This window comes from Desulfovibrio sp. TomC (genome assembly GCF_000801335.2).
Taxonomy (GTDB): domain Bacteria; phylum Desulfobacterota; class Desulfovibrionia; order Desulfovibrionales; family Desulfovibrionaceae; genus Solidesulfovibrio.
In genome coordinates this window covers 20,657-33,084 of the sequence record NZ_JSEH01000003.1, presented here as the reverse complement: position 1 = coordinate 33,084, position 12,428 = coordinate 20,657, and the positions used below count along the sequence as shown (strand labels likewise).

9 protein-coding genes are annotated in these 12,428 nt (G+C 62.5%); 6 read left to right on the top strand and 3 right to left on the bottom strand.

The features are described from left to right. Positions 1-166: 166 nt before the first annotated feature. The 6 genes from NY78_RS03390 (at position 167) to NY78_RS03360 (ending at position 8,737) form a co-directional block, all read left to right on the top strand. Positions 167-769 carry a GAK system XXXCH domain-containing protein gene (locus tag NY78_RS03390; RefSeq protein WP_043631756.1) on the top strand — a complete coding sequence of 201 codons (603 nt, stop codon included), beginning with the start codon at positions 167-169 and terminating at the stop codon, positions 767-769. After that, positions 762-1,928 (top strand): hypothetical protein, encoded by a 1,167-nt coding sequence (locus NY78_RS03385; protein WP_043631754.1) that lies wholly within the window; start codon positions 762-764, stop codon positions 1,926-1,928. Before NY78_RS03390 ends, NY78_RS03385 begins: the two co-directional genes overlap by 8 nt. 258 nt (positions 1,929-2,186) lie before the next feature. Next, the gene (locus NY78_RS03380; protein WP_043631752.1) at positions 2,187-2,468 is read left to right on the top strand and encodes an amphi-Trp domain-containing protein; all 282 of its coding nucleotides are present in this window, start codon (positions 2,187-2,189) and stop codon (positions 2,466-2,468) included. 19 nt (positions 2,469-2,487) lie between these two features. After that, the gene (locus NY78_RS03375) at positions 2,488-4,122 is read left to right on the top strand and encodes a PhoU domain-containing protein (RefSeq protein WP_043631750.1); all 1,635 of its coding nucleotides are present in this window, start codon (positions 2,488-2,490) and stop codon (positions 4,120-4,122) included. 591 nt (positions 4,123-4,713) lie between these two features. Continuing rightward, positions 4,714-4,968, top strand: coding sequence for a hypothetical protein (locus NY78_RS03365; protein ID WP_043631745.1), 255 nt, complete (start codon positions 4,714-4,716; stop codon positions 4,966-4,968). A 205-nt stretch (positions 4,969-5,173) separates the two neighbouring features. After that, positions 5,174-8,737: a PAS domain S-box protein gene (locus NY78_RS03360; protein WP_082139876.1), complete on the top strand. Its 3,564-nt coding sequence runs from the start codon at positions 5,174-5,176 to the stop codon at positions 8,735-8,737. A 260-nt stretch (positions 8,738-8,997) separates the two neighbouring features. Here the strand turns inward: NY78_RS03360 and NY78_RS03355 are convergent, their stop codons facing one another. From NY78_RS03355 to pstC, 3 genes are all read right to left on the bottom strand, one after another. Then, positions 8,998-10,206: a PhoH family protein gene (locus NY78_RS03355; protein WP_043631743.1), complete on the bottom strand. Its 1,209-nt coding sequence runs from the start codon at positions 10,204-10,206 to the stop codon at positions 8,998-9,000. Positions 10,207-10,594: 388 nt separating this feature from the next. Next, entirely contained in the window at positions 10,595-11,476 is an 882-nt protein-coding gene (pstA, locus tag NY78_RS03350) for a phosphate ABC transporter permease PstA (protein WP_043631741.1), read from the bottom strand. Positions 11,477-11,497: 21 nt separating this feature from the next. Continuing rightward, complete coding sequence (gene pstC / locus NY78_RS03345; RefSeq protein ID WP_043631739.1) at positions 11,498-12,391, bottom strand: phosphate ABC transporter permease subunit PstC; 894 nt, start codon at positions 12,389-12,391, stop codon at positions 11,498-11,500. Between the last annotated feature and the right edge of the window lie 37 nt (positions 12,392-12,428).

Below are 12,428 nucleotides of genomic sequence, written 5' to 3'. Positions count from 1 at the left end.
GTACACCCGCGAAATGATGTCTGGCAAGAAAGGAGGCTAATTGCTTTCTCGCAACCACTGGGCTGCCGCCCTGCCTTGCCATCAAACCGTCATCGTCCTATCGTACGATTGTCGTGAAACGCCGGAAGGATTTTCCTCCGGACGGCATGATTCCCGGGAGGACTGCATGTACGGATCGCGCAAACGCAAATTCGAACTGGTGCTGCCCCGCGTCGAGGCCCTGCGCGCCCTGGCCGACCTGACCGCCAAGGCGGCCGACGGGGCCTTGGTCATCGGCGAAGAGACCGTCGTCCTTGACGATTTTACCAGCCTGAAAATCGGCATCAAACACTTCGGCGCTTCGTCGATGCTCAAGGTGTCGCTCAAATACCCCGCCCTGGGCCTAGACGCCCTGCCCCGGCCCGAAGCCGAGGCCCCGGAGAGCCCGGACGATCCGGCGACTGCCGATCAAGACAACGCCGAACCCCTTGAAAAAAATGGCCTTCCTCGCTACAAGGGCCTTAAAAAACGCATGAAGCAGACCTTCAAGGCCATCGTCATGGCGCTTCGGGCCGGTGTTGTCCCCGAGGCCGGAGTCGCGGCCGCCTTTATCGCCGACTCCCGGCTCATGACCCGCTACCCAGGCAAGGGCGACGCCTTCTATCCGGCTTATGACGCTGAAGTGGACCAGTTCGAGACCGCCGTCGCCGCCGGCGACATCGCCGCCATGACCGGCTCGGTCGCGGCCCTTTCCCGCATGAAAAAGGAGTGTCACAGCCGCCATGCCTGATTCCCCGACCGCAATTGAGCCGCGTTGCGTCGAAATCGACCTTTCGACCGTCGATCCTGCCGTCACCGAAGACGATGAGCGCGATTTTCTGCGCATTAACGACTTTGCCTTAAGCCCCGAACAGATAAGCCGCATCGTCGCCCCGGCCCGGGTCTACCCCCGCCAGGAATACGTTCTGGCCGCCCACTGGCACCCCGAGCACGTGCCCATGGAGCTGCTCAAACAACGCATTAACGCCCTGTATCCCAACCGGGTGGACGAGCTGATCATCCCCACCCAGCACAACGTGCTCATGGAATACGACGGGTATCAGGGCGTGGAAGTGGACTGCTATTCCAGCGGGTTTAACCGCAAGGTACAGCTTCTGCTTCATTTCAAGGGCCTGGACCCGGAGCGGGCCGACGTGCTGAAGTCCATGCTCGGCCACACCCACCGCTACCGGGCCTCCCAGCTGTTCGAATATCTCGACGCCCTGGCCGAACCGGCCTTCGAGGACCGCCGCCAGAAGGCTGCCGGCCGCACCAACGCCGAAGAGGAACTCGTCACCTTCGTGCGCCTCCAGGCCGCCAAAATCAAAAGCCTCATCCTGGCCCACGAAGCCGATCTTCCGGATGACGTCTACAAGAACAAACTCGTGCGCAACTACCTCGACGCCCTGCGCAGCCGCTTTGGCGACCGGCTCATCAACCGGGCCCAGGTCTATGCCAAGGCGGTCAAGGATCTGGTCAAGGAAGAATTCTCCCTGTCCTATTTCTACCGGGCAAGCGAGGTCATCGAGGAGGCCCGGTCGCTCGGGGCCGGCATCGTCATCCCCCACCCGGAACAGTTCTGGCCCATCCTCTTGGCCGACTACGACGTGGACGGCATCGAGGTCTGGAATCCCCAGTCCCAGCTCTACACCGAATTTCTCATCAACGTGGTCAACCGCCGCAACCGCATGGGCTGGCACGGCAAGCGCCCCATCCTCATCTTCATGGGCGACGACTGCCACATGAGCGAGAAAACCCGCCCCGTGACCGAACAGGACCCGGACAAGGCCGCCCGGGAAATCGGGCTCCAGCCGGCCTGGCACGACTTCAGCATCCGCAAAAGCCTCATCATAAACGGCATGAGCCGGCGCAAGATCATCGACGAATACCGGACCCGACTGGCCGGGTGATGTGGGAATAAAAAGGCGGAAGAGGCCTCCGGCGGCCAAAGGGCACTGCCCTTTGGAAACCCACCCGGGGTGAGTTTGATTGGACTGGGCGCGTTGCCGAGTCGATATGCGAAAGTTGGGCAAGAAAAAACGAGCAGGGGCCGGACACCGGGGCAGCCGGAATGAGCCCTTGAAGGGGACCCCGGCCGCCCAAGCCGCCCGAATGGACTTTGTTGCCGCTTGGCCTCGCCAGCGGCTGCGCCAGACAGGAGAAAAAGCGTGGAGAAGGATACCCGGTTTAAATACGAGTCCACCCAGGACGCCCAAACCCTGCGCCGCTACCTCGAAGCCATCACCGCCGGCTTTGCCTCGGGGGAATTGCGCCTGGGCAGCCGCGAAGGCGAAGTGGTGCTCCATCCCAAGGGCATGCTCGGCTTTCTGGTCGAGGCCAAGTCCATGGACGGACGCATGAAGCTCCATCTTAAATTTTCCTGGCGGGAAACCTCCGCCGAGGACGACGGCGACGCGGGCCTGACCATTGCCCCGGGCGAGCAGTCCTGACACCCGGGAGGACCGGTCTATGCGCATTCTGGAAGGCATCGAGGAAAATTTCCGATTCATGGTCCTGGAGGTCTCCAAACAGGTGGGCAGCGCCCTGACTGTGGTGGAAAGCCCGGACCCGGAGCAGATCAAACGGATTGAAAGCCGCGACGACTATATCGACAACTTAAAGAGCGTCATCGAAAACGCTTGCTGGGGACGCATCCACGGTTCCACCGACCGCAACAAGCGCACGCTCGACCTCGTACGCGCCGCCAACATCATCAACATCAACCTGGAACGCATCGCGGACTACGCCGTCAACGTCGTCAACCAGGTCCAATACCTGACCGACCCCAAGTTTATCCGGCGCTACAACTACCGCGCTCCCTTTGTGGACGTGGACAAGGCCCTGGGGCTGGTTTTTTCGGCGCTCACCCGACAGGACGTCAAACTGGCCCTGCGCATCTGCCGGGCCGAGTTCTCCTTGGACGACCATTTCAAGACCGCCTTCGATGCCATCCTGGCCGACCTGCGCCGGGGCGAATCCCCGGAAAACGCCATCTCCAGTTTCAACATCTTCCGGTATCTCGAACGGATGGGCGACGCCCTGCTCAATATCGGCGAGGCCGTCATCTTTGCGGCCCTGGGTGAAAAACTCAAGATCCATCAGTATCAGGCACTTCAGGATACCCTGGAACTTGGCGAGGAAACGCCCATCCCGGCCGGCGACTTCCATTCCATCTGGGGGACCCGCTCCGGCTGCCGCATCGGCCGGGTCCAGGAAGAGCACGGCGCACGCTCCAAGGGCGTGCTGTTTAAGGAAGGCAATGCGGCCAAGCTGGCCAAGGAAAAAGAGAATATCGAACGCTGGGAGCGGCTTTCCCCGGGACTGGCCCCGAGCATCCAGGCCTTTCAGACCGAAGGCGACTCGGCCTCCATGCTCCTGGAGTATCTGGGCGGCTGCAATGTGCAGCAAATCGTGCTCACGTCCGACCGGGACATCATCGAAAACGCCTGTTTTCTCATCACCCAGACCGTAGGCGGACTGTGGGAACAGACCCTGGTGCGCCGGCCGGTTGCGGGCGAGGCCGTGGCCCAGTTGCGCGCCCGTCTCGACGACGTGCTGCGGCTGCATCCGGCCTTTGCCGACGAGGCCAAGACCATCGGCAATCAGTCCGTTCCGGCCCTGACCGATCTCCTCACCGCGGCCGAAGCGGCAGAAAAGACCCTGGCCGCTCCTTTTGCCGTCTTTTTGCACGGCGATTTCAACCTCAACAATCTCGTCTACGACCATACCGCCCAGCGTATCCACTACATTGACCTGAACCGTTCCCGGGACGGCGACTATGCCCATGATACGGCGGTCTTCCTGGCCTCCAATTTCCGGCTGCCCTTTTTCGATCAGGCCGTGCGCAGCCAACTCGAGCTGGTCATGCACCGGTTCCTGGAATTTGCCCGGGGGTTTGCCGCCGAACAGGGGGATACGACCTTCGAAGCCCGATTGACCTTTGCCCTGGCCCGGGCCCTGGCCACCTCGGCCCGCTTCGAGGTCAAACGTCCCTTTGCCCAGGAACTGTTCCACCGGGGCGTCTATCTGCTGACCCGGGTTGTGGATCATGCCGGCCGCCCCTGGGAGGAGCTGGCCTTTCCCGACCCTGTCCTCATCTTCTGATCCCCGGGGAACACGTCACCCTCTCCCGGCAGACAAACCGCCTCCCCGGCCGCGCCATCGCGCAGGGCCATACCCGCCAGCCCAGGCATCCCCCCCGGCACTGCACGGAACAAGGCTGGCCTCCAGCAAGAGTCCCCTGCAAGCCCATCCCGGCCGGCTCCCTGAGCCGGCCGTTTTGTTGCTGCGCCAACATGCAACAAAAGGCCAAGAGTCAGCACTGCATACCGTACATTCTCTATGCGCACATATGACATCGGCTGACGCAAATTTTGCATTTACCCCTTGCCCAACAAGGCTATACAGCAACATACTGTTTCAAGCAGCGTTCAAACAACACAAAATACTCTGCAAAACGACATACACACCATTTCATATGAAATAATTTCAAAGACCAGCATATGCTCCCAACGCCCATGGATATATCCTCTTTGCCAAGTAGTCGCCGAAATTAGCCAGACTCCATGCATGGAGCTGATTTCGCAGGTCTGAAATATTCTGTATGTTTTTCTTGATTTTCGAATCCAGGGTGCTAGGATGGATCAATAGGGCGTTCATAATGCATCGACATCGTTTAACAACGAGGAGGAGCGTATGAAAAAGAGGATTGTGACGTTGCTGCTGGCTGCCTTGTGTGTCCTCACCCTCGCCTTCGCCGCACCGGTCATGGCTGGCACGGCGGCCAACATGGCCACAAGTTGGCAAACCGGCACCACCATCAATGCGAACTTCAATTTCGGCAATCCGGCCACGACAACCACCACCAAGCTGCCGGAACAAGTGCAAACGGCCATCACCTTCGGCACCCTGGAAACCTACCTGATGTCCGCCTTGTTGTTCGGCTTCTAGTTCGTTCCGTCAACGTCGTTTAAGCCCCTGCCCGGCAGGGGCTTTTTTTTGTGCGCCGAGACGCGTTTTGACGGATATCAAGCCGCCCCCTTGCCTCGGCGCTTCGACCCGGCTATGCTTACAATATTGATGCACAGCCGTTGATGTCCCGATCGGCGAACCCGTTGCCGCATTACGTCCAACCCCAGGCAAGGATACCCCGCTCATGCCCCAGGGCCTTTTGAGGACGGCCGCTCGCATCGCCGTCGCCCTCTTTGGAGCGATGTTTGTCGTCCTCCCCGGCAGCTGGCTGGTGTGGCATTCGGAAAACGCCCGCTTCGCCACGGCCCGGCGGGCCGAAATCCAGCTCATCCTGTCCGAATCCCGTCTGGCCCTGGACGCCGCCCTGACCGCCCGAATCGCCATCGTACGCGCCCTGTCCGCTTTTGCCGCCAGCAATCCCGAGGCCACGGCCGCCGCATTCGACACCTTCGCCCAGATTCTCAGCCAAAGCCTGCCGGACATCCGCTCCCTGCAACTGGCCCGCGATCTGGTCGTTTCCCACATCCATCCGACCATCAGCAACGCCGGCATCCTGGGCCTGCCCCTGCTTTCCCGCCTGCCGCCGGCTCAAAGGGAAGCGCTGCAACAGGCCATCACCGCAGACAATCCGGTGCTCGACGGCCCGGCCCCCCTGCTCCAGGGCGGCACTGGCCTCATTCTCCGTTTCCCGGTCTCCATCCCCGGCGCAGCCGGCCAACCGCCGCGGCTGTGGGGACTGAGCACCGTCATCCTGGACGCCAGTGCTTTTTTTGATCTGGCCATCTCCCCGGCCTCCGGCATCCGCTTGGCCATCCGCGCAGCGCCTGCCCAGGGCCAGCCCGACCGCCTGCTGGTCGGCGACGCCTCCGTTTTTGGCAACGCCCCAGTCCTCCTTTCCATGGAAACACCGGGCGGTTCCTGGCAACTCGCCGCCATTCCGGCCGCCGGCTGGTCGGCCATGCCCGTTCCTCCCACCCTGGCCGCCGGCAGCGTCATCCTCTGGGTTGTGCTGTCTGCCGCCCTGTTTGTCCTTATATCCTGGCCGGCCCGCCTGAGCGCCGCCGTGGCCCGGGCCACGGCGGCCCTGGATAGCGCCCGCGACGAACTGGAACACACGGTGGCCCAACGCACCGCCGCCCTGCTCGCCGCCAACGAGGCCCTGCGCAGCAGCGAAACCCGCTACCGGGCCTTTATCGACGCCACCAGCGGGATGGCTTTTTTAAAAGACGACCAGTTGCGCTATCTGGTGGTCAACCGAAACCTCTGCGATTTCTATGGGCTTCCTGCCAAGGACATTCTCGGACGCGACGACGCAGCCGTCATGCCGCCGGCGTTGGCCGACAACTGCCGCCTGTCGGATCTGGCCGCGATGCACGGCAACGAGGTTGTCGCCACCCTGGAATCCATGGGCGACCGCCATTTTGAGGTCCGCAAATTCCCCGTGCCCCTGGGAGACGGCAAGACCGGCGTCGGCGGTTATGTTTACGACGTCACGGACCGGCTGGCCGCCGAAAACGCCCTGCGCCAAAGCGAAGAGGCCCTGCGGACCCTCTACGACAACGCCCCGGTCGGCATCTTCACGTCCACGCCTTCCGGCCACTACCTCAAAGCCAACCGTTGCCTGGCCCGGATGTACGGTTTTGACTCCCCTGAAGAGATGCTCGACCAGATCAGCGACATCCAGGACCAGATCTATGTTGATCCCGCCGAGCGCCAAAGCCTGCTCGATCTGCTGAAAACCCGTGGCTTCTTGTCCAACCATGAGATCCGGCGGCACACCCGAACCGGCGACATCGTCTGGGTCTCGCTCAACATCCTGGCCGTGCGCGACGCTTCCGGAGCCATCATCCGCCTGGAAGGCTTTTGCGTCGACATAACGGCCCGCCGGCAGGCTGCGGCAATTCTGGCCCAGCGGGAAAGCGAACTGCGCGTCATTTTCGAAAACTCCCCGCTGGGACTGGTGGCCTATGACTCCGCCGGCGCCATCATTAAATGCAATTCCCGCTTTCTTGACATCATCGGGACCACGCTTGAACAGGCCCTGGGCGCCAATGTGCTGGCCCAAATGCCGGAATTTGCCCGAAACGCCCTGACCACGGCCTTAAACGGCAGTCCCACCCTGGTGGAAAGCCCGTACACCACCGTTCTTGGCGGGCGCAGCCTGACCCTGCGGGCAGCCTTCAACCCGGTGGCCGCCGCCAATAGCGCCACGGCGGTCATCGCCTCGGTGGAAGATGTGACGACCCAGCGGAGGCAGGAACAGAAGTTGCGCCTGCTGCGGGCCGCGGTGGAACAATCGCCGGCCTCCATTGTCATAACCGACCACAACGGGAGCATTGAATACGTCAATCCCTATTTCACCGAGCTGACCGGCTACGCTGCCGCAGAAGCCTTTGGCAAGACCCCCCGGGTGCTCAGCAGCGGCGTTCACGACCGGGCCTTTTTCCAGGCCATGTGGGAGACCTTGCAGGCCGGAAACATCTGGCGGGGAGAGCTTTGCAACCGCAAGCGCAACGGCGAGCTGTACTGGGAGAATTCCTCCATCTCGCCCATCCGAAACGACCAGGGCCAGATCACCCATTTTGTCGCCGTCAAGGAAGATATTACCGCTCAAAAACAGCGCGAAACCCGGCTGCACCGGCTGATGACCGAATTCGAGGCCATTTTTAACGCCTCGTCCGTCGGCATCGTCCACCTCGGCGGCGACGGCCGGGTGGTGCGGGCCAACAAGCGGTTTGCCGACCTGTTCGGGACGGTCCCGGAAACCCTGGCCGGCCAGGCCCTGGACGCCATCCACGAAGGCGAAAACCGCCGCCAGGCCCTGCGTCAGGAGATCTTGGCCGGCGTGGCCGCCGGTGGGGACGCCTACGTGGAAGAACGGTTCCATAACCGCTCCGGCCAGCCGTTCTGGTGCGCCGTCCATGCCCGACGCATCGACCCCGAACTCCCGGAAGCGGGTTCCCTCTGGGTCTTTGACGACATCACCGCCCGCAAAGACCTCGAAGCCATCCGCGAGGACGTGGAACGCATCATGCGCCACGACCTCAAAGCGCCGCTCAACAGCATCCTGACCCTGCCCGAACTGGTCGCCGCCCTGGGCGAAACCACCGAGGAACAGCGCGACATCCTGGCCGAAATCGAGCAGGCCGGCCGGGTCATGCTCGATCAGATCGACCTGTCCCTTGACCTCTACAAAATGGAAACCGGAACCTACGTCCCGGAGGTGCAGCGCATCAATCTGGGGCACATTCTGGCCACTGCGGCAGACATGCTGGCCCCGGTCGCCAAGGCCCGGGGCGTCGCCTTCGCCCTCCCGACCGACCAGCCGGCCGTCTTCGCCCTGGGCAACGCCCTGCTCACCCAGACCATCGCCGGCAACCTGCTCAAAAATGCCGTGGAAGCCGAAGACAACGGCAGTGCCGTGACCGCCCGCGTCTTTGCCGCAGATGGCCGCGCCGGCTTTGCCGTGTCCAACCGAACGCCGGTCCGCCCTGAGATGCTCCCAGTCTTTTTCGAGAAATACGCCACCAGCGGCAAACGCGGCGGCAGCGGCCTTGGCACCTACTCCGCCCGGCTCATGACCGAATGCCAGGGCGGCGAAATCCGCCTGGACACCTCCGAAGCCGACGGCACGACCGTGACGGTGCGCCTGCCGGCAGTCGTGCCGGAAGAAGAAGAGAGGGGGGAGAGAAAGAGCGCCTCCGGCGGCCGGGGGGATGATCCCCCCGGACCCCTGCAAGAGGAGTAGTTTTTTTGGGGTTCAAGGCGCTCCTGGCGTTGGCAGGCACTCCGGTCGGCTGCAGACCGGGACAGCCCGCGCCTATGCTCGACGGGAAACACCGTTGCCCCGGCGCCAAAGGGGCGCCCCCTTGAGCCCCGCAGGGGCATGAGGTCCCGGCGAACAGGGCTTGTGGGGTTCGATCGTTCACGCCTGAGCCAAACGAGAAGCGGCCCTCTTACGGGCCGCTTCTCGTTTGGCTCAGGCGTGCCGGCAGGACGGTTTGCCGCTTACAGCTTCGATTTCAGCACCATGTCCGTGATCGGGCCGCGCGAGCGCTCGCCCTTGAGCACGATATGGGCATAGTTGGGGAACCCCTTGAACTTGCGTACGATCCAGTTGAGCCCGTTGTTGGCCTCGTTGAGATAGGGGTTGTCCACCTGCGAGGTGTCGCCAAGGACCACGCACTTGACTCCCTCGCCCATGCGGGTGAGCAGGGCGCGCACTTCCGAACGGGCCAGATTCTGGGCCTCGTCGATGACCACAAAGGCATTTTCGATGTTCATGCCGCGCACAAAGGCCAGGGGCAGGATTTCGAACTTCTTCGGGTTGACCCGCAGCATCTCGTCGTTGGGATTTAAAAACACCTTGTTGGCCGCCCGGCAGCGGTGCAGCTTGACCAGCAGTTCAAAGACGTATTTGACGTACGGCTCCATCTTTTCCGACACATCGCCGGGCAGATAGCCCATCTTGGCCCCGATCTCGATCGTTGGTTTGAGGACGAAGATTTTCTCGAACTGCTTTTTTTCCTGCACCGCGAAAAGGGCCGCGGCCAGGGCCAGAAACGTCTTGCCGTAGCCGGCCTCGCTTTGGATGGAAACGAGATCGATATGCGGGGCCATGATCAGTTCCAGGGCCAGATTCTGATACACCGTGCGCGGCCGCACATTCCAGACGTCGCAGGTATGGTTGATGACCCGCTCGCCGTCCGGCGTATGGAGCACCGGCTTGCCCTCGCGCCAGGTGAAACAGTTGGGGACGATCTCCTCGCCTTCCTCCGCAAAGCCGGTATAGCGCTGGGATTCGGACTCAAAGGGCTTGGAATCGCGCAGTTCCTCGCTTTTAAGGCCCCGCAACTCGGCCTGGAGCTTCAAGATACGGTCGTTGGTGACCAGGATCGGGTCTTCGATGGATGAAGCCTGGATCTCGTCGAGGATGTGGTTGTCGACGATGTCGGTGAAGGCCGAGTGGCTCTTGTCGTTTTGAATGAAGTGGATGGCGTCGCGGTGTTCGCTTAAGACGCCGATGACATTGGCCACAATATGGCGCAGCTTGGGTGTCTTTTTGAGTCCTTCCAGCTCCATGAGCACGTGGTAGGGAATGTGGATGGCGTTTTCCACGCCGTTTCGCAGTTTGAGCACGCACTGCGGGTTCTCGATGAGCACGTTGGTGTCCAGGACGTAGTTCTTGCGTCCCTGGGCGTTGCCGCCTTCGGTCATGCCGATCCTCCCTGGTTTGCCGCATACGCCGACTGTCGAGGCCCCGCCCCCCGGCGAAACGCCCCTGCCGGCTGCCAAGCCTGTATCAGCCGGCCGCCCAGACGCTGTGCGCCCGGGCCGGCCATGCAAAAAGCGGCGGGACGTGCCTCACGCCTCGCCGCTTTTTCACTTGTTTCACCGCCGTTCCGAGCATCGGCTGGTTTCCCGCGCAATGGTCCAAAATGGCCCTATCCCCGCTGCCTGTTCCGTATCGGACCGCCAGGGGCGACGGCGGCATTTCCCGGGTTCGCGTCATGTCCGCGAAAATCGTTCCTGCGCTTATACAAGACTACACCCAGGGAGATTTACGTATTCTCAAAGCATCCTGCCGTATCCTGCAAAGGGCACGCTAGCGACGCTGCTTTTGCAGCTTGGCCCGGTACAGGATGGCCCCGAGGTTCATGCCGAGCACCAAAACGATCAGCACCAGGGCCGTGCCGTATTGCAGCGGCCTGGTCTTGACGATGTCGGTGCCGGCCGTGGCCAGGACGTAGATGTGGTATGGCAGGGCCATGACCGAATCGGTCAGATTGGTCGGCAGATAGGGCGTGAAGAAGACCGCCGCCGTGAACATGATGGCCGCCGTCTCGCCGGCCACCCGCGACAGGCCGAGAATGGCTCCGGTGAGCATCCCGGGCAGGGCCGCCGGCAGGACCACCAGCCGGATGGTCTGCCACTTGGTGGCCCCAAGGCCGAGCGAGGCCTCGCGGTAGGTCTGGGGCACGGACTTGAGCGCTTCCTCGGCCGTGCCGATGATGACCGGCAGGACCAGGATGGAGAGCGTCAGGATGCCCGACAGCAGGCTCACGCCCAGGCCGAAGAAGGTGACGAAAAAGGCCAGGCCAAAGAGGCCGAAGACCACCGAGGGCACGCCGGCCAGATTGTTGATGCCCAGGCGAATAAGCCGCAGGGTGCGGCCCGGCCGGGCGTATTCGTTCAAGTAGACCGCCGAGGCCACGCCCAGCGGAAAGGCCACGGCCATGGTGCCAAGGCTCAGATAGAGCGTCCCCAGGATGCAGGGCAAAATGCCGCCGGCGGTCATGGAGTCGCGCGGCATCTCGGTTAAAAAGGTCCAGGAGATGGCCGGCAGGCCTTTGATGAGCAGGAAACCGCAGATAAGGACCAGCGCGGCCATGTTGATCACCGAGGCCGCCCCGAAGACGCCCCACATGATCTTCTGGGTGCGATGCCGTCTGGCCAGTCCGGCGTGGGCGATGGCGCTTGGATTCATGACAAGGCTCCTTGGCAGGGGCTACAGGGTGGCCGCGCCGACCTGCTTGTGCTTTTCGGCCACGTGGCTGGCCACGAGGTTGAAGACCAGGGTGAACAGGAACAGCACGATGCCGATGGCGAAAAGGGCCCGGTAGTGGTTGCCCCGAAACGAGGCCTCGGCCATTTCCGCCGCAATGCTCGACGGCATGGGCCGCACCGGTGAAAAGATGGAGTTGGGGATCATGGCCGCGCCGCCGGCCACCATGAGGACGACCATGGTCTCGCCGATGGCCCGGGACATGCCGAGCATGACGGCCGTGGAGATGCCCGACAGCGAGGCCGGCAGCACCACTTTGGCGATGGTCTCGAAATGGGTCGCCCCCAGGGCCAGCGAGGCTTCCTTGAGCTCACGGGGCACGGCGTAGATGGCGTCTTCAGACACCGAGCAGATGGTGGGCACGGACATAAAGGCCAGCATGACGGCGGCATTGAAGAGATTGAGTCCGGTGGCCAGATCAAAGGTATCCTGGAGATACGGGGCCATCACCACCATGCCGAAAAAGCCGATGACGACCGAGGGCAGGGCGGCCAACAACTCCACCACGGGCTTGAGGCAGTCCCGGGTGCGCCGGCTGGCGATCTCGGCCAGATAGATGGCGGTCAGGACGCCAAGCGGGATGGCAATGGCCGAGGACAGGGCCGTGACGGAAAGAGAGGCCACAATGAGCGGCAGGATCCCGAAAGCCGGCGGATCGGAGGTGGGATACCACAAGGAGCCGAAGAGAAAGTCGGAGACCGAGACGATGCCGAAAATCGGCAGCCCCTCAATGAAAAGATACACCATGATCAGCGCCAGGACCACGATGGAACTGAGGGCAGTCAGGAAAAAGAAGTTGCGGACCAAAGAGTCCTGGGACTTGCGCGAAAAGGCCATGGCGTCTCCCCCGGGGACGCGCCCCGGCCTGTCTGGC